The sequence below is a fragment of the Paraburkholderia sp. BCC1884 genome (assembly GCF_900996225.1).
Classification (GTDB): Bacteria; Pseudomonadota; Gammaproteobacteria; order Burkholderiales; family Burkholderiaceae; genus Paraburkholderia.
This window is the reverse complement of sequence record NZ_CAAJGL010000101.1, coordinates 46,791-69,833: the sequence shown is the minus strand read 5'-3', so window position 1 is coordinate 69,833 and position 23,043 is coordinate 46,791. Positions and strand designations below refer to the sequence as shown.

At 62.9% G+C, this 23,043-nt stretch carries 24 protein-coding genes; 18 read left to right on the top strand and 6 right to left on the bottom strand.

Annotated features, from left to right (window positions below; genetic code table 11):
• Window positions 1–47 precede the first annotated feature (47 nt).
• Window positions 48–611 (bottom strand): YceI family protein, encoded by a 564-nt coding sequence (locus FQ705_RS22720; protein WP_144144518.1) that lies wholly within the window; start codon window positions 609–611, stop codon window positions 48–50.
• A gap of 8 nt (window positions 612–619) precedes the next feature.
• Window positions 620–1,180: a cytochrome b gene (locus FQ705_RS22715; protein WP_144144516.1), complete on the bottom strand. Its 561-nt coding sequence runs from the start codon at window positions 1,178–1,180 to the stop codon at window positions 620–622.
• Window positions 1,181–1,620: 440 nt separating this feature from the next.
• Here FQ705_RS22715 and FQ705_RS22710 point away from each other — a divergent pair, with 440 nt between their 5' ends.
• The 7 genes from FQ705_RS22710 (at window position 1,621) to FQ705_RS22680 (ending at window position 8,240) form a co-directional block, all read left to right on the top strand.
• The gene (locus FQ705_RS22710) at window positions 1,621–2,379 is read left to right on the top strand and encodes a paraquat-inducible protein A (protein ID WP_144144514.1); all 759 of its coding nucleotides are present in this window, start codon (window positions 1,621–1,623) and stop codon (window positions 2,377–2,379) included.
• Between the two features lie 7 nt (window positions 2,380–2,386).
• Window positions 2,387–3,037 (top strand): paraquat-inducible protein A, encoded by a 651-nt coding sequence (locus FQ705_RS22705; RefSeq protein WP_144144512.1) that lies wholly within the window; start codon window positions 2,387–2,389, stop codon window positions 3,035–3,037.
• Entirely contained in the window at window positions 3,030–4,691 is a 1,662-nt protein-coding gene (locus FQ705_RS22700; RefSeq protein ID WP_144144510.1) for an intermembrane transport protein PqiB, read from the top strand. Before FQ705_RS22705 ends, FQ705_RS22700 begins: the two co-directional genes overlap by 8 nt.
• A complete protein-coding gene (locus tag FQ705_RS22695; protein ID WP_144144508.1) occupies window positions 4,688–5,410 on the top strand; it encodes a membrane integrity-associated transporter subunit PqiC in 723 nt (240 codons plus the stop codon). Before FQ705_RS22700 ends, FQ705_RS22695 begins: the two co-directional genes overlap by 4 nt.
• A gap of 164 nt (window positions 5,411–5,574) precedes the next feature.
• Window positions 5,575–6,867, top strand: a complete 1,293-nt coding sequence (locus tag FQ705_RS22690; RefSeq protein ID WP_144144506.1) for a class I SAM-dependent RNA methyltransferase — start codon at window positions 5,575–5,577, stop codon at window positions 6,865–6,867.
• 228 nt (window positions 6,868–7,095) lie between these two features.
• Window positions 7,096–7,479, top strand: a complete 384-nt coding sequence (locus tag FQ705_RS22685; protein ID WP_144144504.1) for a VOC family protein — start codon at window positions 7,096–7,098, stop codon at window positions 7,477–7,479.
• Between the two features lie 20 nt (window positions 7,480–7,499).
• Window positions 7,500–8,240, top strand: a complete 741-nt coding sequence (locus tag FQ705_RS22680) for a helix-turn-helix transcriptional regulator (RefSeq protein ID WP_144144502.1) — start codon at window positions 7,500–7,502, stop codon at window positions 8,238–8,240.
• Between the two features lie 34 nt (window positions 8,241–8,274).
• On the opposite strand, the gene FQ705_RS22675 is transcribed toward FQ705_RS22680, so the two are convergent.
• The 3 genes from FQ705_RS22675 to FQ705_RS22665 form a co-directional block, all read right to left on the bottom strand.
• On the bottom strand, window positions 8,275–9,729 hold the full coding sequence (locus FQ705_RS22675) for an NAD(P)(+) transhydrogenase (Re/Si-specific) subunit beta (protein ID WP_144144500.1): 1,455 nt from the start codon (window positions 9,727–9,729) through the stop codon (window positions 8,275–8,277).
• On the bottom strand, window positions 9,729–10,061 hold the full coding sequence (locus FQ705_RS22670) for an NAD(P) transhydrogenase subunit alpha (RefSeq protein ID WP_144144498.1): 333 nt from the start codon (window positions 10,059–10,061) through the stop codon (window positions 9,729–9,731). Before FQ705_RS22670 ends, FQ705_RS22675 begins: the two co-directional genes overlap by 1 nt.
• A gap of 66 nt (window positions 10,062–10,127) precedes the next feature.
• Complete coding sequence (locus tag FQ705_RS22665) at window positions 10,128–11,270, bottom strand: Re/Si-specific NAD(P)(+) transhydrogenase subunit alpha (protein WP_144144497.1); 1,143 nt, start codon at window positions 11,268–11,270, stop codon at window positions 10,128–10,130.
• 202 nt (window positions 11,271–11,472) lie between these two features.
• Here FQ705_RS22665 and FQ705_RS22660 point away from each other — a divergent pair, with 202 nt between their 5' ends.
• The 11 genes from FQ705_RS22660 (at window position 11,473) to FQ705_RS22610 (ending at window position 22,571) form a co-directional block, all read left to right on the top strand.
• Complete coding sequence (locus tag FQ705_RS22660; protein ID WP_144144495.1) at window positions 11,473–11,955, top strand: NUDIX hydrolase; 483 nt, start codon at window positions 11,473–11,475, stop codon at window positions 11,953–11,955.
• A gap of 121 nt (window positions 11,956–12,076) precedes the next feature.
• The gene (gene mnmA, locus FQ705_RS22655; RefSeq protein ID WP_144144493.1) at window positions 12,077–13,222 is read left to right on the top strand and encodes a tRNA 2-thiouridine(34) synthase MnmA; all 1,146 of its coding nucleotides are present in this window, start codon (window positions 12,077–12,079) and stop codon (window positions 13,220–13,222) included.
• Window positions 13,223–13,368: 146 nt separating this feature from the next.
• Entirely contained in the window at window positions 13,369–14,979 is a 1,611-nt protein-coding gene (locus FQ705_RS22650; protein ID WP_144144491.1) for an FMN-binding glutamate synthase family protein, read from the top strand.
• Between the two features lie 380 nt (window positions 14,980–15,359).
• A complete protein-coding gene (locus FQ705_RS22645) occupies window positions 15,360–15,935 on the top strand; it encodes a PAAR domain-containing protein (RefSeq protein WP_186307961.1) in 576 nt (191 codons plus the stop codon).
• Between the two features lie 2 nt (window positions 15,936–15,937).
• Window positions 15,938–16,660 carry a peptidoglycan recognition family protein gene (locus tag FQ705_RS22640; RefSeq protein WP_260854592.1) on the top strand — a complete coding sequence of 241 codons (723 nt, stop codon included), beginning with the start codon at window positions 15,938–15,940 and terminating at the stop codon, window positions 16,658–16,660.
• A complete protein-coding gene (locus FQ705_RS22635; protein ID WP_260854591.1) occupies window positions 16,657–16,974 on the top strand; it encodes a hypothetical protein in 318 nt (105 codons plus the stop codon). Before FQ705_RS22640 ends, FQ705_RS22635 begins: the two co-directional genes overlap by 4 nt.
• A 160-nt stretch (window positions 16,975–17,134) precedes the next feature.
• Window positions 17,135–18,142, top strand: a complete 1,008-nt coding sequence (gene glyQ / locus FQ705_RS22630; protein ID WP_144145747.1) for a glycine--tRNA ligase subunit alpha — start codon at window positions 17,135–17,137, stop codon at window positions 18,140–18,142.
• 15 nt (window positions 18,143–18,157) lie between these two features.
• Window positions 18,158–20,260 (top strand): glycine--tRNA ligase subunit beta, encoded by a 2,103-nt coding sequence (gene glyS, locus FQ705_RS22625; protein WP_144144487.1) that lies wholly within the window; start codon window positions 18,158–18,160, stop codon window positions 20,258–20,260.
• Between the two features lie 10 nt (window positions 20,261–20,270).
• On the top strand, window positions 20,271–20,825 hold the full coding sequence (gmhB, locus tag FQ705_RS22620; RefSeq protein ID WP_144144485.1) for a D-glycero-beta-D-manno-heptose 1,7-bisphosphate 7-phosphatase: 555 nt from the start codon (window positions 20,271–20,273) through the stop codon (window positions 20,823–20,825).
• A gap of 40 nt (window positions 20,826–20,865) precedes the next feature.
• Entirely contained in the window at window positions 20,866–21,624 is a 759-nt protein-coding gene (locus tag FQ705_RS22615; protein ID WP_144144482.1) for a lysophospholipid acyltransferase family protein, read from the top strand.
• A 44-nt stretch (window positions 21,625–21,668) separates the two neighbouring features.
• Window positions 21,669–22,571 (top strand): M48 family metallopeptidase, encoded by a 903-nt coding sequence (locus FQ705_RS22610; RefSeq protein WP_144144480.1) that lies wholly within the window; start codon window positions 21,669–21,671, stop codon window positions 22,569–22,571.
• A gap of 73 nt (window positions 22,572–22,644) precedes the next feature.
• On the opposite strand, the gene FQ705_RS22605 is transcribed toward FQ705_RS22610, so the two are convergent.
• Window positions 22,645–23,043 carry a hypothetical protein gene (locus FQ705_RS22605; RefSeq protein ID WP_144144478.1) on the bottom strand — a complete coding sequence of 133 codons (399 nt, stop codon included), beginning with the start codon at window positions 23,041–23,043 and terminating at the stop codon, window positions 22,645–22,647.

Below are 23,043 nucleotides of genomic sequence, written 5' to 3'. Positions count from 1 at the left end.
TTGAAAAAAGCAGCCGCACCGACACAGCGCGGCGAACGTCGCGAATCTCACTTGCGTGCTGCAACGATATGAAACTTGATGACCACGTCGTCGGCCACCACGGACGTGTCCTTCCATTCGCCCGTGCCGATGTCGAATTGCAGGCGCTTGATCGGCAGTGAACCGTCGAAGATCTGCGTCGCGCCCTGTTGCGTCACCGTAACCGGCACCACCACCGTCTGCGATTTACCCTTGATGGTCAGCTTGCCCGTCACCTTGAACTGATTGCCGCCGGCCGGCGCAATCGCGCTCGAGACGAAGGTGGCGCTCGGGTAGGTCTTCGCGTCGAACCAGTCCTTGCCGCGCACCTGGTCGTTGTAGCTCTCGTCGCCGAGATCGTAGCTGCCGGTGTCGATGCTGAATTGCGCGCTGCCGTCGGCAGGCCTGGCCGGGTCGAACTTGACCTGCGCGGTGAACTTGCCGAACTTGCCTTCCACCGGCACGTTCATCTGCTTCGAGGTGGCCGTCACCGAACTCTTCGCGACGTCGACCTGCGCGAACGCGCTGCCGGCTGCGGTCAGCGAGGCCGCGGCGAAGGCGGCGAGCATGTAGCGATAAAACGAGACCTTCATGGTTGTCCTTACTTGAGGAAAGGGAGCATGCGCGAGAGCAGACCGTCTCGATCCAGCCATTGATGCTTGAGCGCCGCCGCCACATGCAACGCGACCAGCACGAGCAAGGTGTAATTGAGCGTAATGTGCACGGTCTTCAGCAGTTCCTTGAGATGCGGGTCCGGCGCGATCAGACGCGGCAGCGGAATCAGCCCGAGGTACACCACCGGCACATTGGCCGCCGAGCTATACAGATAGCCGGAAGCGGGAATCGCGACCATCAGCACGTACAGCAGAAAATGCGTGAAATGGGCGGCGCCGCGCTGCCAGGCCGGCATGCGGCGGGGCATGACCGGCGCGGCGTGCGTGGCGCGCCACAGAATGCGCAGGATGGCGAGCGCGAAGACCGTCACGCCGATCCATTTATGCCATGAGAAGTAACGCAGCTTGGTGGGCGTAAAACCGGGGATGTCGGTCATCACCCAGCCGAGCGCGAAGCCGCACACGATCAGCAGCGCGATCAGCCAGTGAAAGGCGATGGCAGTCCGCGTGTACGACTCCCGGCCACCAAATGAAGGATTGAGTGCCATGACAGGTCAACACGAGCTAAGAGAGGTTAACGGAGCAGCCCGACCTGCTATTCCCGAAGCCTGAACAGACGGCGCCGGCGAACACGAGCGGCACAACGGAAGCGCTTGAGGGACACGCCAAGGCCGCCATGCTACCGCAAGCACAAAAAGCTGGCTGCGGGTATCTGAACCCGCTCGCCCCGCGTTTTTTGCGCAATCGCAAGCCGGATTGAACAATTAGGGCCGGAGACTGTCAGACCTATGCTGATTCGAGGTAAGGATCGACGAATATCCGCGCAAGCTTGCTTCGACGTCAGCGCGACCCCTTGCCCAGCCGACATGAGGCGCAATCGCCGGTGCGGTGGCGAGGCGCGTTTGGTACTATTGCTGCACACTTTTGTCAGACCCGACATAAAAACCGGCAACGCACGCAACCCCTCATTCCGTTAGCCCTTTGCCGTATGGAACATGACAATCTGATCGCGTGCCATGAATGCGATACGCTGTTCCGCAAGCCACGGCTTGTCGGGCGGACGGTCGCGCGTTGTTCGCGCTGCGGCGCGACGCTGTATAGCGGCGTGTCCCGCAAGCTCGACGCCATCGCCGCGATGACGCTGGCCGCGCTGATCACCTTTCTGATCGCGCAGGGTTTTCCGATCGTCGAACTCGAAACCAGCGGCATCACCTCGCAGACCACCCTGTTCGGCGCGCTCATCGCGCTGTGGGGCGAGGGCATGCAGATCGTCGCGGTCATGGTGTTTTGCTCGACCATTCTGTTTCCGCTCACCGAACTCCTCGCCTTGCTCTACGTGCTGATCCCGCTGCGCTCGGGTTACGTGCCGCCCGCCTTCAACGCGGTGTTGCGCGCGATCCAGTTCGTGCGCCCGTGGGGCATGATCGAGGTGTTCATGCTCGGCGTGCTGATCACGATCGTGAAGATGGTGAGTCTCGCGCGCGTGATTCCGGAAGCCGCACTGTTCGCCTTCGGTGTGCTAACGCTGATGTTCGCGGTGGTCGTCTCGTTCGACCCGCGCATTCTGTGGGACCTCGCCGACGAACTCGGCGCCCGCGACCAGCGGCCGTTGCCGCGCACTTCCGCCGACAGCGCCGCGGTCGCGGTCAGCTCGCTGGCCGGTCCACCCGCACCGGCGCCCGAAGTGCACGGTGCCGGGCAAGCCGCTTTGCCGCCGCGCACGCCGCCGGCGCCGCATCAGGGATGATCGCCCGATGAAATACCTTTCCGCGAGACGCGCGGGCCTGGTGTCCTGCCACGCGTGCGGCCGCGTCGAGCCACGCATCCGTTCCGTCACGCCGCAGCATTGCGGCCGCTGCGGCGCGCGGCTTCACTCGCGCAACCCCGACAGCCTCATTCGCACCTGGGCGCTGCTGATCGCGGCCGCCCTGCTGTATATTCCCGCAAATCTGCTGCCGGTGATGCACACGTCGTCGCTGCTCGGCTCGGAAGACGACACCATCATGAGCGGCGTCGTGTACTTCTGGACCTCGGGCGACTGGCCGCTGGCCGTGATCGTGTTCATCGCCAGCATCATGGTGCCCATGCTCAAACTGAGCGTGCTGGTGCTGCTCACCGTCACCGCACAGCGCCGCTCGCGCTGGCGGCCGGAACAGCGCACCACGCTCTATCGGATGGTCGAGCGCATTGGGCGCTGGTCGATGCTCGACGTGTTCGTCGTGACCTTGACCGTGGCGCTGGTGCGCTTCAAATCGCTTGCGGTCATCACGGCCGGGCCGGGCGCGATCGCCTTCGGTTCGGTGGTGATTCTGACCATGCTGGCCTCCATGCAATTCGATCCACGCCTGATCTGGGACAACGTGGAAGGCAGTACTCAAAAACCTCAGGACCCCAACCATGACTAGCCCGCAAGGACCGACGCCCGCCTCAGATGATGCGCCGCGCAACGATTCGAACGGACCGAAGCTGCCGCCCCAACTCCCCGATCCCGAGATCACGCCGCGCAGCCGCTGGTTGCCGTCGCTCGTCTGGGTGATTCCTTTGATCGCCGCACTGATCGGCGTCGCACTCGTCATCAAGTCGGTGACCGAACGCGGCCCGACCATCACGATCACCTTCGTCAGCGCCGAGGGCCTCGAACCCGGCAAGACCAAGGTCAAGTACAAGGACGTCGACGTCGGGTCGGTGAAGACCATCACGCTGTCGAAAGACCTTTCGCACGTGCTGGTTCAGGTGCAGCTGACCAAGGAAGGCGAAGACTTCGCGGTCAAGGATTCGCGCTTCTGGGTGGTGCGCCCACGGATCGGCGCAAGCGGCGTGTCGGGGCTGACCACCTTGCTTTCGGGCGCCTATATCGGCGCGGACGCCGGCCATTCGCCGGATACCGAGAAGAACTTCGTCGGCCTGGAAACGCCGCCGCCGATTACCGGCGACCAGAAGGGCCACCAGTTCGTCCTGCATGGCGACTCGCTCGGTTCGATCGATATCGGCTCGCCGATTTTCTACCGGCGCGTGCAGGTCGGCCAGGTGGTCGGTTTCTCGCTCGACAAGGACGGCACCGGCGTGACCATGCAGGTGTTCGTGTCCGCGCCGTTCGACCAGTACGTCGGCACCAACTCGCGCTGGTGGCATGCGAGCGGCGTCGATCTGCGACTCGACTCCAGCGGCTTCAAACTCAATACGCAATCGCTCGCGACGGTGATCGTCGGCGGTTTGTCGTTCCAGTCGCCGCCGGGTCAGGGCGTGGGCGCGCAGGCGCCGAACAACATGACGTTCCGCCTCGGCTCGGACGAAGCGGACGCGATGCGCGAGCCGGACGGCGTGCCGCTGCGCGTGGTGATGAACTTCAACCAGTCGCTGCGCGGGCTGTCGGTCGGCGCGCCGGTCGATTTCCGCGGCATCGTGCTGGGCCAGGTGACCAACATCGGCATCGACTACGATTCGAAGACGCGTAGCTTCACCATGCCGGTGACGATGAATCTTTACCCCGACCGCCTCGGCAAGCGATTCCGCGAAACCGCGCCGGTGCCGGGCAGCATCGCGGGTCAGTCCATGCTGCAGGCGCTCGTCAAGCACGGCATGCGCGGCCAGTTGCGCACCGGCAATCTGATCACGAGCCAGTTGTACGTGGCCGTGGACATCTTCCCGAAGGCGCCGCCTGCCACCATCGACGTGAACAGCGATCCGCTCGAACTGCCGACGATCCCGAACTCGCTCGACGAATTGCAGGTGCAGGTTGCCGACATCGCCAAGAAGCTCGATGCGGTGCCGTTCGACCAGATCGGCAACAACCTGAACAGCGCGCTGAAGAACGCCGACCATCTGTTCACGCGACTCGACACGGAAGTCGTGCCTCAGGCTCGCGACACGCTCGAGGCGGCCAAGCAGACCTTCGGTTCCGCCGAGGCGACGTTGCAGCAGGATTCGCCGTTGCAGTCGGATGTTCATCAGGCGCTGCAGGAACTGACGCGCACGTTGCAGTCGCTGAATGCGTTGTCGGACTATCTCGAGCGTCATCCCGAATCGCTGTTGCGCGGTAAATCAGGAGATAAACCATGATGTTTGCCCGGCTTCCCCGCTCACCGCGCGGGCTCGTGCGCCGCGCTATTCAGGCCGGCTGCATCGCGGCGCTGATGGCAACGGCAGCGTGTTCGTCGCCGTCCAGCCGGTTTTATACGTTGAGCGACGGCGGCGTGGCGGGATCGACGACCGCCGTCAGCGCGCGGACTTCTTCGGCTCCAGCATGGTTGATCGAAGTCGCGCCGGTGGACGTGCCGCCGCAAGTGGCAAAGAATCAGCTTGTCGTGCAGACGGCGCCGACCCAGGTGCAGGTGCTGGAACAGGAGCGCTGGGCGTCGCTGCCGGGCGATGAGATTCGGCGTGCGTTGTCGACGAGTCTGACGCAGCAGCTCAATACCATTGATGTTTATGGCACCGCTTACCCGGATACGACGCCGGTTTATCGCGTGAGTCTGAATGTGCAGCGGTTTGAGTCATGGCCTGGCTCGCATGCATTGATCGATGCGGTGTGGAGTGTGCGGGCCGTGCGCAGTGCCGCAGTGATGACTTGCCGGAGTGTGGTGAGTGAGCCTGTCGGCGGGGGCATTGATTCGCTGGTCGATGGGCATCGGAAGGCTCTGCAGGAGATTTCCAGTCAGGTGGCGGGGGCCTTGCAGGCGATGGCTGCGGCTCCGCCGGCGAAGACGGGGAAGGTCGTGGTTGTGCCGGCTTGTCCTTCTGGCGGGGCGGCTAGTGTTGCTGCGGGTAGCGCTAGCTAGTTTGGGGCGGCCTGCGCGGCGCTTTATGACTGTGGGCGGCGGGGGTTTGGCCTTTCCTTGAGGTCACGGAAAGGCCAAAAACCCAGCAATCCAACAACCGGAAAAACTGCCCAACACCCCACCGCGTACAATAGCGCCTTATCCAACGCCTTCCGGCAACCTCAATGTCCTTCGATTTCTTCCTCCCCTGCCCACGCGGCCTTGAAGCCTCGCTCGCGGCCGAACTCGCCGAAATTGCTGCGAACCACCTGAACGGCGCGCAATTCACGGCCGGCGCTCAAGTGCCTGGCGGCGTGCACTTCCGCGGAGGCTGGGCCGCCGGCATGGCCGCCAACCTGCATTCGCGTCTCGCGAGCCGCGTGCTCCTGAAAATCGCGCATCGCCCGTATCGCAGCGAACAGGACATCTACGCGCTTGCCGCTGAACAACGCTGGGAACAATGGTTCTCCGCCAACGAAACCCTGCGCGTCGACGTCACCGCGATCAAATCGCCGCTGCGCAGCCTCGAATTCACCACGTTGCGCGTGAAAGACGGGATCTGCGACCGTCTGCGTGAAGTCAGCGGCGCGCGTCCGAACATCGATACCGCCGCGCCCGACGTGCGCGTGTTCGCCTTCCTCACCGCCACGGATTGCACGCTTTACCTCGACACGTCCGGCGACCCGCTCTTCAAGCGCGGATGGCGCCTCGACAAGGGCGCCGCGCCGCTGCGCGAAAACCTGGCAGCCGGCATCCTGCGCCTCACCGGCTGGACCGCCGGCACGCCACTCTACGACCCGATGTGCGGCAGCGGCACCTTCCTCGCGGAAGCCGCACAAGTGGCGCTCAACATCGCGCCTGGCGCGGAGCGCCGCTTCGGCTTCGAAAGGCTCAAGCAATATGAAGCCAAAACCTGGCAAACGCTGAAAGCCGCCGCGCTCGACGCCAAGCACGCCGCCCGCAACTCGCGCGCCGATCTGCAAATCTTCGGCAGCGATATTTCCGGCGATATGCTCGACAAGGCCCGCGCCAACTTCCAGCGCGCCGGCTTGCCGTCGATCCCGCTCAAGCAGGTCGACGCGCGCGGCATGACCTCGCCGTCGTCGGATGCGGGCATTCTCGTGGCCAACCCGCCGTATGGCGAACGGATCGAAGTGCGTGGCCGCAACGCCCGTGGCGAGATTCGCGAAGGCCGCGCCAGCCGCGAGGGCCGCGATGACGACAGCTTCCGCCGCGTCCAGGAAGAAGCGCCCGACAGCGAGTTTTTCCAGTCGCTCGGCGACGCGCTCAAGCAGCGCTTCACGGGCTGGCATGCATTCATCCTGACATCGGATCGCAAGCTGCCGGGCCAGTTGCGTCTGCGTGAATCGACCAAGACGCCGCTCTTCAACGGCGCGCTCGAATGCCGTCTGTTCCGCTTCGATCTGATCGCGGGCAGCGTGCGTCAACGACCGCAGACCGACACGCCGGCGGCCTGAAGCGGCCAACGCCCGACACCGGAGCGCAGTAAAAAACCGCGGACCTTCTCCGCGGTTTTTTTCGTCCTGGCGCCCTGAAACCCGGGGCGTCTCACGACCGGCCCAATTGCGCCGCTTGCCGCTACTGCCACACCCTGCTGACACCACGCTGTCAGTAGCACCCCCGCACACTCCTTCTCACGCCATCCGGCGCTTTGCACGGCTTACCGCCATCCCGAGGAGAATGTCATGTCCGCATCAGCCAAAGTAGTTGCATGGTTTGAGATTCCGTCCGTCGACTTCGACCGCGCCGTCCGCTTTTACGAAGCCGCGCTCGACGTCAAACTGAACGTGCAGGAAGTCGGCGGCCAGCCGATCGCGGTGTTCGGCTACGAGGAACCGGCCACTGGCGGCGCGATCGTCCGCAGCCCGTCGATGACGCCGACCGACGACGGTGTGCTCGTCTATCTGAATGCGCAACCCACCGTCGACGCCACCCTCGCGCGCGTCGAGAAAGCCGGTGGCAAGATCGATGGCCCGGTGATCAAGCTGCCGCAGGACATCGGCTACATCGCGTTCTTCACCGATACGGAAGGCAACCGCCTCGGCCTGCATTCGCGGACCAACGGCTAAAGCCCGATGCGGGGCGCGGCATGCAGCGCTATCATCGCGGGACCGTTCCCGTCCTCTTCTACAAGACGCCCACGATGACGCGCCGCGCCGACCGTCTATTCCAGATCGCCGAACTGTTGCGCGGACGCCGTCTGACCACCGCGCAACAACTCGCCGACTGGCTGCATATCTCGCTGCGCACGGTCTATCGCGACGTGCGCGATCTGCAGTTGTCCGGCGTGCCGATCGAAGGCGAAGCGGGCATCGGCTACCGGCTAAGCCGCACGGCGAGTTTGCCGCCGCTCACCTTCACCGCCGATGAACTCGCCGCGCTCGCCGCCGGCGCACGGATGCTCGAATCGTGGGGCGGCGCGGCCTTCGCAAGCGGCGCGCGCGGGGCGCTTGCCAAGATCGCCTCCGCCATGCCCGCCGACAAACGCGCGACACTCGACAAGCTCGCGGTCTTCGCGCCGTCGTTTCATATCAAGGGGGATTTTTCAACGCAACTGGATGCGCTGCATCGCGCGATCGACGCCCGGCACGTGGTGAAGTTCGCCTACCTCGACGTCAACGGCGTAGCGAGCGAGCGCCGCGTCTGGCCGCTCGCGCTCGCTTACTGGGGCGCACGCTGGACGCTCGGCTCATGGTGTGAATTGCGTGGCGACTTTCGCAATTTCAGTCTGGAAAAGATGCAGGACCTTCAGATGCTCGAACAGTATCCCGATCAGGAAGGACGGCGGCTTGCGGACCTGTTGAGGCATGTGAACGCGAAGCCGCGTTGAAGTTGCAACGCGCGCTTCGCGGCCCGCTTCCCGATCACTCCACCGCCTTCACCATATCCTCGATCACTTTCTTTGCGTCGCCGAACACCATCATGGTCTTGTCCATGTAGAACAGATCGTTGTCGAGACCGGCATAACCCGCCGCCATCGAACGCTTGTTGACGATCACCGTCCTCGCCTTATAAGCCTCGATGATCGGCATGCCAGCGATCGCCGACTTCGGATCGGTCTTCGCGGCCGGATTCACCACATCGTTCGCGCCCAGCACGAGCACCACGTCGACCTGACCGAACTCGCCGTTGATGTCGTCCATCTCGTACACCATGTCGTACGGCACTTCGGCTTCGGCGAGCAGCACGTTCATGTGTCCCGGCATCCGTCCGGCCACCGGGTGAATCGCGTACTTCACCTCGATGCCCTTCTCGACCAGTTTGTCAGTCAGCTCCTTCAACGCATGCTGTGCACGCGCCACGGCAAGACCGTAACCCGGCACGATCACCACGGTTTCCGCGTTGCCGAGCATGAATGAGGCATCGTCGGCCGAGCCGGATTTCACCGGACGCTGTTCCGCCGAACCGCCCGCCGCCGCCGCGCCCGCTTCGTTACCGAAGCCGCCGAGAATCACGTTGAAGAACGAGCGGTTCATCGCCCGGCACATGATGTACGACAGAATCGCGCCCGACGACCCCACCAGCGAACCCGCGATGATCAGCATCGGATTGTTCAGCGAGAAGCCGATGCCCGCCGCCGCCCAGCCCGAATACGAGTTGAGCATCGACACGACCACCGGCATATCCGCGCCGCCGATCGGGATGATGATCAGCACGCCGAGCACGAATGCGATCAGCGTCATGATGATGAACGGCAACCACGATTGCGTCAGGAAGAAGATGACGCCGAAGCCGAGCATCGCGATCGCGAGCATCAGGTTGATCAGATGCTGGCCGCCGTACACGACCGGCGCGCCCTGAAACAACCGGAACTTGTACTTGCCCGACAGCTTGCCGAATGCGATCACCGAACCGGAGAACGTAATCGCCCCGACAAAGGTGCCGATGAACAGCTCGACGCGATTGCCGTAGGGCAGGAAACCCGGCGCCGTGTTGTCGGGATCGATGAGACCGAATGCGGAAGGCTCGGACACCACCGCATACGCGATACACACGGCAGCAAGACCGATCAGCGAGTGCATCGCCGCGACCAGTTCCGGCATCTTGGTCATCTCGACACGTGCGGCGACGAACGCGCCGATCGCGCCGCCGACCACCAGCGCGACCAGCAGCAAGCCGAGTCCCAGCCCGAGATTCGAACCGAGCCCGTTGGCCTGTTTGATGATCAGCGCGATAGTCGTGACGATGGCAATCGCCATCCCGGCCATGCCGAAGGTGTTGCCGATGCGTGCCGTCTTCGGATTCGACAGCCCCTTGAGCGCCTGAATGAAGCAGACGGACGCAATCAGATAAAGCAGCGTGACGACGTTCAGACTCATTACGCGTTCTCCTTGGCCGTCTTGTCAGCGATGAGCTTCTTCGGCTCTTTCTTGCGGAACATCTCCAGCATTCGCCTCGTCACGAGAAAGCCGCCGAACACGTTGACTGCCGCCAGCGCGACGGCCACCGTGCCGAAGAACTTGCCGGGCGTGCCCAGAGTCAGCCCTGCGGCCAGCATTGCGCCGACGATCACGATCGCGGAAATCGCGTTGGTCACGGCCATCAGCGGCGTGTGCAACGCGGGCGTGACATTCCAGACGACGTGGTAGCCGACGTAGATCGCCAGCACGAAGATGATCAGGTTGATGACGGTGTGATTGATGACTTCCATCGCTGCTCTCCTAGGTCGACCGGAGTTAGCGCTTTAGCGCTTACTCCGGTCCCATGCAACTTGTTGCTAGATCTTGCGCGTGACTTCGCCGTCACGGGCCAGCAGCGTGGCCGCGACGATATCGTCCGCGAGATCGATGTTCAGGGCGCCTTCCTTCGTGATGATCAGCTTGAGGAAGTCGAGCAGGTTACGTGCGTACAGCGACGACGCGTCGGCGGGCACCATCGACGCCAGATTCGTGTAGCCGACGATCTGCACGCCGTGCTTCACGACCACCTTGTCCGCCTCGGTGAGCGGGCAGTTGCCGCCGCGCTGGCCTTCATACTCCGCGCCACGTCCGGCGGCGAGGTCGACCAGCACGGAGCCGGGCTTCATCGCCTGCACGGTGTCGACCGAGACCAACGTGGGTGCGGCGCGGCCCGGGATCAGCGCGGTGGAAATCACGATGTCCGCCTGCCTGGCCCGCTCGTGGACCAATGCCGACTGACGCGTCAGCCACGAAGGCGGCATCGGCCGCGCATAGCCGCCGACGCCTTGCGCGGCTTCGCGCTCTTCGTCGGTTTCATAGGGCACGTCGAGAAACTTGGCGCCGAGCGATTCGATCTGCTCTTTCACCGCCGGACGCACGTCCGACGCCTCGATCACCGCGCCGAGGCGCTTGGCGGTCGCGATCGCCTGCAGACCCGCCACGCCCGCGCCGAGAATCAGCACGCGGGCCGCTTTCACGGTGCCGGCTGCGGTCATCAGCATCGGCATGAAGCGCGGATAAAGCGTGGCCGCCAGCAGCACCGCCTTGTACCCCGCAATGTTCGCTTGCGACGACAACACGTCGAGGCTCTGTGCGCGCGTCGTGCGCGGCGCGGCTTCGAGTGCGAAGGCCGTGACGCCGGCGGCGGCGAGCTTTGATGAGTTTTCGGTATTAAACGGATCGAGCATGCCGACCAGCGTCGCGCCGCGCTTGAGCAGCGGCAGTTCGACATCGGTCGGTGACTGGACTTTGAGAACGAGATCGGCACCGAATGCGGCGGCCGCGTCGACGATCTCCGCGCCGGCGGCCGTAAACGCATCGTCAGGGAAGCTGGCGCCGGTGCCGGCGCCGCTCTGGATCGTGACCCGGTGGCCCTGGGTCACATACTTCTTGACCGTTTCGGGCGTCGCGGCGACGCGGGTTTCGTGCGCGCGCGTCTCGGCTGGCACTCCGATGTGCATCGTGTTCCTCCTCGACTTCCTGTGTATGGGTGACGACAGTTCGGCCGACGAGGCACGCCGGCTTGCAGATGCAACGGCTAACGCCTCACTGTAACCGAAACAGGGGGGGTCTCAGAAATCGGGGACAATCCGGGGGTGGCCGGTGGGCTTGGGTGCGCCGGTTCCCGGCAGCCCCGGCCTATAAACGGTAAAATGCGCACCCATGAAACCGGAAACCTGGCTGCCGCACGTCACCGTCGCGGCTATCGTCGAGCGTGACGGGCGCTTTCTCGTGGTCGAGGAACATACTGCCGACGGCCTGCGCCTGAACCAGCCCGCCGGGCATCTGGAGGCGGGCGAATCGCTGCTGGACGCGGTGATCCGCGAAACGCTCGAGGAAACCGCTCATCCGTTCACGCCCGAGGCGCTGGTCGGCATGTACATGACGCACTTCGAGCGGCCCGGCAGCGAAGGCGTGACCTACCTGCGCTTCACCTATTGCGGCACGAGCGGAGAGCCGGATCGCGGGCGAGCGCTCGATCCGGACATCGTCCGCACGCTGTGGATGAGCGCCGAGGAATTGCGCGCCTGCCCCGAGCGGCACCGCACGCCGCTCGTCATGCAATGTCTCGACGACTACCTCGCCGGCCGGCGTTTCCCGCTCGATTTCGTGCACACGCATTCGGTCGGGCAAAAGCGAAGCTGAGCGGTGATAAGCCCACCGCGAGCAGCCACCAGCAGGTATAGCAGACCCTCAGGAGGCCCGGCCGTCACGAACGGCCCCGCCCCACGATCAACGCAGTCATGCAGCACCCAGTGAGCATCTTATGAGCAAGCAGAAAGTCGTAGTAGGCATGTCGGGCGGCGTCGATTCGTCGGTCACCGCGTGGCTGCTGAAGGAACAAGGCTACGACGTGGTCGGCCTGTTCATGAAAAACTGGGAAGACGACGACGACAGCGAGTACTGCTCCACGCGCCAGGACTGGATCGACGTGGTGTCGGTCGCGGACCTCATCGGCATCGACGTCGAAGCGGTCAACTTCGCCGCCGAATACAAAGACCGCGTGTTCGCCGAATTCCTGCGCGAATATTCGGCTGGCCGCACGCCGAACCCCGACGTGCTGTGCAACGCCGAAATCAAGTTCAAGGCCTTTCTCGATCACGCCATGTCGCTCGGCGCGGAAACCATCGCGACCGGCCACTATGCGCGCGTGCGCGAAAATAATGGCCGCTTCGAACTGTTGAAGGCGTTCGACCACACCAAGGATCAGTCGTACTTCCTGCATCGGCTGAATCAGGCGCAGTTGTCGAAGACGCTGTTTCCGCTCGGCGAGATTCCGAAAACCAGGGTGCGTGAAATTGCCGAACAGATCGCGCTGCCGAACGCGAAGAAAAAAGATTCGACCGGCATCTGCTTTATCGGCGAACGGCCGTTCCGCGACTTCCTGAACCGTTATCTGCCGACCCAACCCGGCCCGATGAAAACCACCGACGGCAAAGTGGTCGGCGAACACATCGGCCTCGCGTTCTACACCTTCGGTCAACGCAAGGGCATCGGCCTCGGCGGCAGCAAGGACGGCAGCGGCGAGCCGTGGTTCGTAGCCGGCAAGGATATTCCTTCGAACACGCTGTACGTCGCGCAAGGTCACGATCATGCGTGGCTGCTCAGCCATACGCTGAGCGCCGGCAACACGAGCTGGGTCGCGGGCGAGCCGCCGGCGGACGGTTTCGCGTGCGGCGCGAAGACGCGTTACCGCCAGGCGGATGCGGCGTGTACGTTCAATCGTGCCCATGTCGGCGAAGGTCTCTTCGAGCTGACTTTCGACGACGCGCAATGGGCTGTCACACCTGGGCAATCGGCGGTGCTCTACGATGGCGACGTGTGCCTCGGCGGCGGCATCATCGAGCACGCGGTGACGGGGCAACCGGTCGCGCGTCAACCGCAAAAGGCGGCACTGCTGAGCGCACGCTAAATCATGCGCTCGCTCGTGCGGCCAACCACTGCGCAGCTCGCATCACCATAACAGGCAGTCGCCCGTTTTACTTCGCGGCGGATTCCGCTTGACGCCATCGGCGCAAGCGATCCCGCCGCGACGAACCCCACTGCACTGGAGACCCCATGTTTTCTCGACGTTATCTGGCCATGTGGTGCGCAGCCGTGCTGCTCGCCGTCTGCGCGGCGCTCGGCGCGACGCAGCACATTTCGTGGCTCTGGATCATCGTGCCGCTCGCGCTCGTCGCGCTCGGTCTGTTCGACCTGACGCAGCAGCGTCACGCGATTCTGCGTAACTATCCGCTGTGGGGCCACTTCCGCTTTCTGTTCGAATTCATCCGCCCGGAGATCCGCCAGTATTTCGTCGAAGGCGACACCGACGAGAAGCCGTTCTCGCGCGTCCAGCGCAGCATCGTCTATCAGCGCGCGAAAAACGACGTGGATAGCCGCCCGTACGGCACCGAGCTCGACGTCAAAGCCGTCTCGCACGAATGGATCAGCCACTCGCTCGCGCCGACCACGCTCGACAATCACGACTTCCGCATCGTCGTCGGCCCGGACCGCGCGCAACCTTATTCGATGTCGATCTTCAACGTCTCGGCGATGAGCTTCGGCTCGCTGTCGGCGAACGCGATCATGGCGCTGAATCTCGGCGCGAAGAAAGGCAACTTCGCGCACGATACCGGCGAAGGCTCGATGTCGAAGTATCACCGCGAACATGGCGGCGACATCATCTGGGAAATCGCCTCGGGCTACTTCGGCTGCCGGAACGACGACGGTAGCTTCAGCGCGGAAAAATTCGCGAAGCAAGCCGCCGAGCCGCAAGTGAAGATGATCGAGGTGAAGCTCTCGCAAGGCGCCAAGCCGGGCCACGGCGGTGTGCTGCCGGCTGCCAAGATCACGCCGGAAATCGCCGAGACGCGCGGTGTGCCGATGGGCCGCGACTGCATCTCGCCGGCCACGCACGCCGAGTTCTCGACACCGCGCGGCCTGCTCGAATTCGTCGACCGGTTGCGCACGCTCTCCGGCGGCAAGCCGACCGGTTTCAAGCTGTGTATCGGGCATCCATGGGAATTCTTCGGCATTGCCAAGGCGATGCTGGAAACGGGCATCCTGCCGGACTTCATCGTCGTGGACGGCGCGGAAGGCGGCACGGGCGCGGCGCCCCTCGAATTCACCGATCACGTCGGCGTGCCCTTGCAGGAAGGGCTGCTGCTGGTCCATAACACGCTGGTCGGCCTCGGCTTGCGGCAACGGATTCGGATCGGCGCGAGCGGCAAGATGATTACCGCGTTCGACATCACCAAAACGCTCGCGATCGGCGCGGACTGGGTCAACGCGGCGCGCGGCTTCATGTTCGCGGTGGGCTGCATTCAGGCGCAAACCTGCCACACGGGCCGCTGCCCGACCGGTGTCGCGACGCAAGATCCGGTGCGTCAACGCGCGCTGGTCGTCCCGGACAAGGCGGATCGCGTGTTCAACTTCCATCACAACACGCTGCATGCGCTGAAGGAAATCATTCAGGCAGCCGGGTTGAAGCATCCGGCGGAACTGCGTGCGCATCACATCGTGCGGCGGGTTTCGTCGCATGAAGTGCAGTTGATGTCCGAACTGTTGAAGTATCTCGAACCGAACGACCTGCTCAACGGCAACTATCGCTACACGCTGTTCGAGAAATACTGGCCGGTCGCGCAAAGCGATTCGTTTGCGCCGAAGGTGGAACTGGCGGCGACGTAAAGCACGCCATGGCGACGGTCGGCAAGTATGCGATCGCCGCCAACGTTAATTTGATAGATCGGTTCCCGTTCGAATATAAGAATCCATAAGACCTCGTCTTATATACAACCATGACGGGTAACCGTACATTGAAGGGACCTATTGTCCCGTTCAATGTTCATGATTACACCCATTCCGCGCTCTGCTTCCTCGCCGTTCGACACGTTCCCCGGCCCCTGTCAGATGCCCAGTTGCTGGGCGCTCGTCAAGCCGCATGACTTCAGCACAGCCACGCGCCCGTCAAAAACGGCACCCATTGCAAATCTGATCGCGGGCTTCTTTACGATCGCCGCAGCAGCAGGCCGTCGGTCAGGCAAAGAGTGCGAATGTCAGGAGATCGCATGCGACGGTACCACCTGAAACAGGGGGATCGCTCTTCGGCTGGTGGGGTCGTTCTCGATGGCGATGAAACCTGCAAGCACTATGGGACTGCGATGACTTATATCGGCGCGAAGGTCGATTGCCAAACCTGCTTTACCGTCGGTTTCATTGTCGGAACAGGGCCGCGCTTACCGTACAGCATGATGGGCCAAAACGCAGCGTTGGACGGAGACATTTGCGCATGCGCATGCCAGCCATCTCCCGTTATGATCGCTTCGCAAAACGACCTGTTTCAGGAACTCGATGTTTGTGCGTTGACCCACTCACCGGACGGGGACAACACGCGCCGGCTCGATGCCGCATCCACGGCTCCGCCAGCCCGAAAGCACGCCCAGCGCGTGTTCGTGTGGGATAGCATCACCGGCGAACCATTAAGAAATCAACAGTTCATTGCCGATATCGAAGGCGAACAGCGGTCGGGCAGAACCGACGGAGACGGGTATGCAACGCTTGAAACGGACCATTCAAAAGCGTTTCGCATCCACATTGTTTTCTCGTCGCCGAAGCGTGATCTCACGCCCTATCAACGAGCGTGATCGTGAAGGACTACATCATTGAACATTGGGCGCATGGGCAAACGACGCTCGGTGGCGACAAAGGCGATGCCCTCTCTATCTCCGTCAACAACCGCGCAGCAACCCGTCAGGCCATCATCAACCGCGTACGTCAGTCCGGCATCAGCTTTGTCGAACGATCGGACTGGGCCGCGCATAAGAGCCGCTCATCTCGCATGCACGACGACTGGAATTACAACAAGATTGCTATCCATCATGCGGGACGCAGCTTTACATGTGGGCCGGCTGCGCTCCAGTTGCAGGACATTCAAAACCTGCAGATGGGGCGCGGCGCTGCGGCAAGCGACGATATCGGCTATCACTACGCCCTGGATTGTTTCGGGAACGTATTCGAGGGGAGGGATATCCGGTTTAAAGGTGAAAGTGTGCACAACTACAATACGCAGGTCATTGGCATCGTGCTACTGGAAAACCTGACAAACCCTGGCGAGGGTCACGACGGTGTTGCCAGAATCACGAGACTGCTGAATTGGATCGGCCTCAAAAAGAACCCGCAAGTAACAGAAAAGCAGAAGCTTGCGCTCACTGCACTTATTCGCATTCTGCGGGAGTTTTTTTATATCGGCGTCCTTGGCGGGCATCGCGAGTTTCCTGGTCAACTCGGTGAGGGGAAAATATGTCCAGGCAACGCCGGCCTGATGCTTGTCGGCGACTTGAGAAAATCGACGGGACTGGGAGCGCCATGAATGCATCGCAAACGAAGTGGCTCGCGGCTTTCGTCGTGGCCGGCGCGGCGGTCGGCGCGGCCGCATATACAGGCTACGTCAAATCCTATCTGGACGACGAAGTGCAAACGACCTTCTTCGTTAAGCGACATCCGACGTTCCAGATGGAGTTCTACGACCCCTTTGCGAACGAAGGCGAGAGTTCGCCGATCGATCGACTATCGGCCTTCGACCGCGCGCGCTTTGCCGACTATTGCAAATATAGACTCGGTGTAGACCAATTTAGTACCCGAGCGCTCGAAATGTGCAAGGCACAAATTCCGCCCTATCTGTAGTCGCTTCTGGAGACCGGTCGCAACAGACATCTCCTCTCGCATCCGTCAAAACGGACACCCCCCTGCCTTTCCGTTAAAATCTCCGGTTTAGCACTTCGCTCCACGGCCAGCTCGCGCGCTCCGGCGTTTGCGGCGCGGCCCCATGCCCGAAAGGCACTTCATGCTCACGTTTCAGCAAATCATCCTGACCTTGCAGTCCTACTGGGACAAGCAGGGTTGCGCGTTGCTCCAGCCGATCGACATGGAAGTCGGCGCGGGCACGTCCCACGTCCACACCTTCCTGCGTGCGATCGGCCCCGAGCCGTGGCGCGCCGCCTACGTGCAGCCGTCGCGTCGTCCGAAAGACGGCCGTTACGGCGAGAACCCGAACCGTCTGCAGCATTACTACCAGTACCAGGTGGTGCTCAAGCCGGCGCCGGAAAACATCCTCGACCTGTACCTCGGCTCGCTCGCAGCGCTCGGCTTCGACCTGAAACAGAACGACGTGCGTTTCGTCGAAGACGACTGGGAAAATCCCACGCTCGGCGCCTGGGGTCTGGGCTGGGAAGTGTGGCTGAACGGCATGGAAGTGACCCAGTTCACCTACTTCCAGCAAGTGGGCGGTCTGGACTGCAAGCCGGTGCTCGGTGAAATCACGTACGGTCTCGAACGTCTGGCCATGTATCTGCAGAAGGTCGAGAACGTCTACGACCTGGTGTGGACCGAGTGGGAAGAGCAAGGCCCGAACGGCCCGGAAATCCGTCGCCTGACTTACGGCGACGTGTATCACCAGAACGAAGTCGAACAGTCCACGTATAACTTCGAACACGCGAACGTCGATCTGCTGTTCACGTTCTTCAACAGCTACGAGGCGGAAGCGAAGCGCATGATCGAAGCACAGATCGCGCTGCCCGCTTACGAACTGGTGCTGAAGGCCGGTCATACGTTCAACCTGCTCGACGCGCGCGGCGCGATTTCCGTCACGGAACGCGCGGCGTATATCGGCCGGATTCGCGCGTTGTCGCGTCTGGTTGCGCAGGCTTACTACGATTCGCGCGCAAAGCTCGGCTTCCCGATGCTCGGCAATCCGGTGCACGGCGTGCCCGGCCTCACGACCGACGAACAGGATGCCGCGATGCCCGCATGGGCGCCGCCGCTGAAAGTCGAACGCAAGATCGACCCGGACTGACGAGAACATCAAGAAATGACTCAACCCCATCAAGCTACCCTGCTCGTCGAACTGCTGACCGAAGAACTGCCGCCGAAAGCGCTCGCGCGTCTCGGCGACGCATTCGCCGAAGGCATTGCGCAGCGCCTCGCGGCGCGCGATCTGATCGAAGGCGAACTGTCGTTCGAACGTTATGCCACGCCGCGCCGCCTCGCCGTCACGATCAAGAACGTGCGCGCCGTCGCGCCGGAAAAGCACGTGCGCGAAAAAGTGCTGCCGGTTTCCGTCGCGCTGGATAAAGACGGCCAGCCCACCGCGCCGCTCGCCAAGAAACTCGCCGCGCTCGGCTTCCCCGATTTTTCGGTGAACGACCTGGAGCGCGCGCAGGACGGCAAGGCCGAAGCCTTTTTCCTGCGTTACGCGGCGCCGGGCGCCACGCTCGCCGATGGCCTGCAGGGCGCCATCGACGAAACGCTCGCCAGGCTGCCGATTCCGAAGGTCATGACCTATCAGCGTCCGGACGGCACCAATGTGCAGTTCGTGCGTCCGGTGCATCGTCTGACCACGCTGCATGGCGATCAGGTCGTGCCGGTCACGGCGCTGGGCGTCGACGCCGACGACACCACGCTCGGTCATCGTTTCCTGTCCGAAGGCTTCGTGCAGATCCAGCACGCGGATTCGTACGCGGAGACGATGCTGCACAAGGCCCACGTGGTTGCGAATTTCGCTGACCGCAAGGAAACGATCCGCACGCATCTGCTCGCGCAAGCCGACGGCGACCAGGTGGTGATGCCGGAATCGCTGCTGGACGAAGTGACCTCGCTGGTCGAATGGCCGGTGGTGTATGCCTGCCGTTTCGAGGACGAATTCCTGCAAGTGCCGCAGGAATGCCTGATCCTCACCATGCAGACGAACCAGAAATATTTCGCGCTGACGGATGCGAGCGGCAAGCTGCGCTCGCGTTTCCTGATCGTGTCGAATATCGAAACGAGCACGCCGGGCGACATCGTCGAAGGCAATGAGCGCGTGGTGCGTCCGCGTCTGGCCGACGCGAAGTTCTTCTTCGAGCAGGACAAGAAGAAGCCGCTCGCGGATCGCGTGCCGCTGCTCGCGAACGTGGTGTATCACAACAAGCTGGGTTCGGCGCTGCAGCGCGTGGAGCGTGTCGAAGCGCTGGCCGGCGCGATTGCCGGCATGATCGGCGCAGACGTGACGCTCGCCAAACGCGCCGCGCTGCTGGCCAAGGCCGATCTGATCACCGACATGGTCGGCGAATTCCCGGAACTGCAAGGCACGATGGGCACGTACTACGCGCGCCACGACGGCGAGCCGGAAGAAGTCGCGCTCGCGTGCTCGGAACACTATCAGCCGCGTTTCTCGGGCGACACGTTGCCCACCACCGCGACCGGCACGGTCGTCGCGCTCGCCGACAAGCTCGAAACGCTGGTCGGCATCTGGGGCATCGGCCTGCAACCCACCGGCGAAAAAGATCCGTTCGCGCTGCGCCGTCACGCGCTCGGCGTGTTGCGCATTCTGGTCGAGAAGCAACTGCCGGTCGATTTCGTCGACCTGCTGCGCACGGCTTACGCGCAATTCGCCGCGGTGCCGAACGTCGCCGATTCGACTCAAGCGATCTACGAATTCAGCATGGACCGTTTGCGCGGCCTGCTGCGTGAACGTGGCTACGCACCGGGTGAAATCGACGCGGTGCTGGCGCTGAATCCGACACATCTCGACGACATCGTCGCGCGTCTGGACGCGGTGCGCGAGTTCGCGTCGCTGGCTGAAGCGGCCTCGCTCGCGGCAGCCAACAAACGCATCTCGAACATCCTGAAGAAGTCGGAAGGCACCGGTTCGAGCGGCGGCGTGCAAGTCGCGCTGCTGACCGAAGCTGCGGAAAAGGCCTTGTACGCGCAACTCGAACAGGTCGCGCCGCGCGTGCAATCGCAACTCGCCGCACGCGACTACACGGGTGCGCTGAGCGCACTCGCCGCGCTGCGCGAACCGGTCGACACGTTCTTCAACGATGTGATGGTCAACGCCGAAGATCCGGCGTTGCGCGCCAACCGTCTGGCTTTGCTCGGCGCACTGCATCAGCAGATGAATTGCGTCGCCGACATTTCCCGACTCGCCGCCTGAGCCCCGCGCCATGCCGACCAAAAAAGTGGTGATCCTCGACCGCGACGGCGTGATCAACGTCGACTCCGACGCATTCATCAAGTCGCCGGACGAATGGGTCGCGCTGCCCGGCGCGCTCGAAGCGATCGCGCGTCTGAACCAGGCGGGTTATCGCGTGGCGATCGCGACGAATCAGTCGGGCATCGGCCGCGGTCTGTTCGACATGAACGCGCTCAACGCGATGCATCTGAAGATGCATCGCATGGCGGCAGCGGTCGGCGGGCGCGTCGATGCGGTGTTTTTCTGCCCGCATACGGCAGAAGATCATTGCGAATGCCGCAAGCCGAAGCCCGGCATGCTGAAGATGATCGCCGAGCGTTTCGAGGTCGATCCGGAAAACACGCCAGTGGTCGGCGACTCCCTGCGCGATCTGCAAGCGGGCGCAGCGCTCGGCCATCCGACTCATGTGGTGCTGACCGGCAAGGGCCGTAAAACGCTCGAAGCAGGCGGCTTGCCCGAAGGCACGATCGTGCACGACGACCTGCGCGCCTTCGCGCTCGACTTCCTCGCCGACGCCCAAGAGTGACGCGCGTCACGCGCGTCCCCAACCCTCACAGACCACGCCGATGCGCTTCATTCGTTCTTCGCTGCTGCTAGTTTATTTCGTCCTTTTCACGGTGCCCTACGCGACCGCGTGCTTCATCGCGTTCCCGTTCATGCGCGCGGACAAGCGCTACTGGATGGCGGCGGGCTGGTGCAAGTCCACCTTGCATATGGTGCGCTGGCTCAACGGCATTCGCTACAGGATCGAGGGCTACGAGAACCTGCCCAACGGTCCCGCCGTGCTGCTCTCCAAGCATCAATCGGCGTGGGAAACGCTGGCGTTTCCGGCACTGATGCCGCGTCCGCTGTGCTACGTGTTCAAGCGCGAACTGCTTTACGTACCGTTCTTCGGCTGGGCGCTCGGCTTGCTGAAGATGGTTCACATCGACCGCAAGGAAGGCAAGTACGCGTTCGATTCGGTCATCCGGCAAGGCAAGGCGCGCATGGCGGAAGGTGCCTGGGTCATCATGTTTCCGGAAGGCACGCGCACACCGACTGGCAAGCAGGGCAAGTACAAAACAGGCGGCGCGCGCTTCGCGATCGCCACCGGCGCACCGGTTGTACCGATCGCACACAACGCAGGACGCGTGTGGCCTCGCAACTCGTTTCTCAAATATGCGGGTATAGTCACAGTGTCGATCGGCAAGCCGATCGAGACCACGGGGCTCACGCCCGATGAAGTGAACACGCGCGTCGAACAGTGGATCGAAGCTGAAATGCGCCGCATCGATCCTACCGCGTACCGCGCGGCGGATAGTAGTTCCGCCGCCGCACCAATCTGACGCGCCCACGCCCTCGAAGGCGTATTAGCGCGAAGCCGAATCCGATGCAGAAGTCTCCTACGTCGCAGCCCGCTGCGGCGCTCGATAACCGGCAACTCGATCTCCCGCTCTTCGCCGAGCCGGGGTCGACGTCGTCGTCCCCTTCACCGTCCGCTCCTTCAACTGGCTCGTCGCAAGACTCGCCGGCTGGACAGCAGGCGGCCGTGCCGCTTGCACCAGACGGCAGCAAATTGCGCAGTCTCGCCATCGGCTCGCGCACGCTTCATTACGTGCTCAAGCGCTCGGCGCGCCGCTCGATCGGCTTTGCGATCGACAGTACCGGCCTCACGATCACTGCACCGCGCTGGGTCACGCTCGCCGATATCGAAACCGCGATCACCGAAAAACAGCGCTGGATTTTCACGAAACTAATCGAATGGCAAACGCGTGTCGAACAGCGCGCGTTGCCGAAAGTGGACTGGAAAGACGGCGCAGAATTGCCGTACCTCGGTCAGCCGGTGCGCGTGATACTCGGCTCGCCGCAAGGCACGCTGCAGTTCAGCGCGAGCGACGCAGCCTTGCAAGTGCCGCTGCCGTTGCACGCTGACCCGCAGCAAATCAAGGATCGTGTCCAGGGCTGGCTGCAAGGTGAAGCGAAACGAATCTTCGGCGAGCGCCTCGCGATCTACGCGGAGAAGCTGGGTGTCAACTATCGCGCTTATGCGCTCTCTTCGGCGGCCACGCGTTGGGGGAGTTGTTCGAGCGACGGCAAGATTCGCCTGAACTGGCGGCTCATTCACTTTCCGCTTTCCATCATCGATTACGTTGTCGCGCACGAACTCGCGCATCTGCGCGAAATGAATCATAGCCCGCGCTTCTGGCAAACGGTCGAATCGATTTTTCCGGAATTCCGCGAGGCGCGGCAGACGCTGAAGTCGCATCCACCGGAATTGCTGCCGACACTTTGAGGCGCCGGCATGGCGAATCCGGCGCTTCATCGCGAAGCGCCGGCGTGTGAAGTGAGCCGCGATCAGCAGCGGCTCATTCCGTGCAGAACGTTTCCTGCAAATGACGCCAACTCACCTTGCCCTGTGCGTTGAGATCCATCACCGCCGTGGAGCGCCGCACGTTAGCGTTGCCGGTGTCGTCGCGTTGATACTCGCGATATTTCACCACCGCGCCCGACGCGTGTTCGGCGACGATTTCCATCTCACGGATGTTGATCTGCGAGCCCGGCCGTGCGCCGCGCAGCCTGGTGAAGGTCTCGCCCAACGCAGCGTGATCCAGCAAGTTGCCCGACGGCATCACTAGCGTGAATTGCGGCGCGAAGCGCGCCATGATCCGCTGCACCGCGCCTTCGTCCGCCGAGCCGTCGAACAGCGCCTGAATTTCGACGTGAATGTCGTCGAGTTCTTTGAAGTAGGGATTGCTGTTATTCAT

Coding starts and splice junctions, on each gene's coding strand:
- FQ705_RS22635 (WP_260854591.1), top strand. CDS start 16,657: ATGAATGCATCGCAAACGAAGTGGCTCGCGGCTTTCGTCGTGGCCGGC.
- FQ705_RS22700 (WP_144144510.1), top strand. CDS start 3,030: ATGACTAGCCCGCAAGGACCGACGCCCGCCTCAGATGATGCGCCGCGC.
- FQ705_RS22705 (WP_144144512.1), top strand. CDS start 2,387: ATGAAATACCTTTCCGCGAGACGCGCGGGCCTGGTGTCCTGCCACGCG.
- FQ705_RS22695 (WP_144144508.1), top strand. CDS start 4,688: ATGATGTTTGCCCGGCTTCCCCGCTCACCGCGCGGGCTCGTGCGCCGC.
- FQ705_RS22610 (WP_144144480.1), top strand. CDS start 21,669: ATGCAGAAGTCTCCTACGTCGCAGCCCGCTGCGGCGCTCGATAACCGG.
- FQ705_RS22650 (WP_144144491.1), top strand. CDS start 13,369: ATGTTTTCTCGACGTTATCTGGCCATGTGGTGCGCAGCCGTGCTGCTC.
- FQ705_RS22720 (WP_144144518.1), bottom strand. CDS start 611: ATGAAGGTCTCGTTTTATCGCTACATGCTCGCCGCCTTCGCCGCGGCC.
- FQ705_RS22615 (WP_144144482.1), top strand. CDS start 20,866: ATGCGCTTCATTCGTTCTTCGCTGCTGCTAGTTTATTTCGTCCTTTTC.
- glyS (WP_144144487.1), top strand. CDS start 18,158: ATGACTCAACCCCATCAAGCTACCCTGCTCGTCGAACTGCTGACCGAA.
- FQ705_RS22710 (WP_144144514.1), top strand. CDS start 1,621: ATGGAACATGACAATCTGATCGCGTGCCATGAATGCGATACGCTGTTC.
- FQ705_RS22670 (WP_144144498.1), bottom strand. CDS start 10,061: ATGGAAGTCATCAATCACACCGTCATCAACCTGATCATCTTCGTGCTG.
- FQ705_RS22675 (WP_144144500.1), bottom strand. CDS start 9,729: ATGAGTCTGAACGTCGTCACGCTGCTTTATCTGATTGCGTCCGTCTGC.
- FQ705_RS22685 (WP_144144504.1), top strand. CDS start 7,096: ATGTCCGCATCAGCCAAAGTAGTTGCATGGTTTGAGATTCCGTCCGTC.
- FQ705_RS22660 (WP_144144495.1), top strand. CDS start 11,473: ATGAAACCGGAAACCTGGCTGCCGCACGTCACCGTCGCGGCTATCGTC.
- FQ705_RS22645 (WP_186307961.1), top strand. CDS start 15,360: ATGCGACGGTACCACCTGAAACAGGGGGATCGCTCTTCGGCTGGTGGG.
- FQ705_RS22680 (WP_144144502.1), top strand. CDS start 7,500: ATGCAGCGCTATCATCGCGGGACCGTTCCCGTCCTCTTCTACAAGACG.
- mnmA (WP_144144493.1), top strand. CDS start 12,077: ATGAGCAAGCAGAAAGTCGTAGTAGGCATGTCGGGCGGCGTCGATTCG.
- gmhB (WP_144144485.1), top strand. CDS start 20,271: ATGCCGACCAAAAAAGTGGTGATCCTCGACCGCGACGGCGTGATCAAC.
- FQ705_RS22715 (WP_144144516.1), bottom strand. CDS start 1,180: ATGGCACTCAATCCTTCATTTGGTGGCCGGGAGTCGTACACGCGGACT.
- FQ705_RS22690 (WP_144144506.1), top strand. CDS start 5,575: ATGTCCTTCGATTTCTTCCTCCCCTGCCCACGCGGCCTTGAAGCCTCG.
- FQ705_RS22605 (WP_144144478.1), bottom strand. CDS start 23,043: ATGAATAACAGCAATCCCTACTTCAAAGAACTCGACGACATTCACGTC.
- glyQ (WP_144145747.1), top strand. CDS start 17,135: ATGCTCACGTTTCAGCAAATCATCCTGACCTTGCAGTCCTACTGGGAC.
- FQ705_RS22665 (WP_144144497.1), bottom strand. CDS start 11,270: ATGCACATCGGAGTGCCAGCCGAGACGCGCGCGCACGAAACCCGCGTC.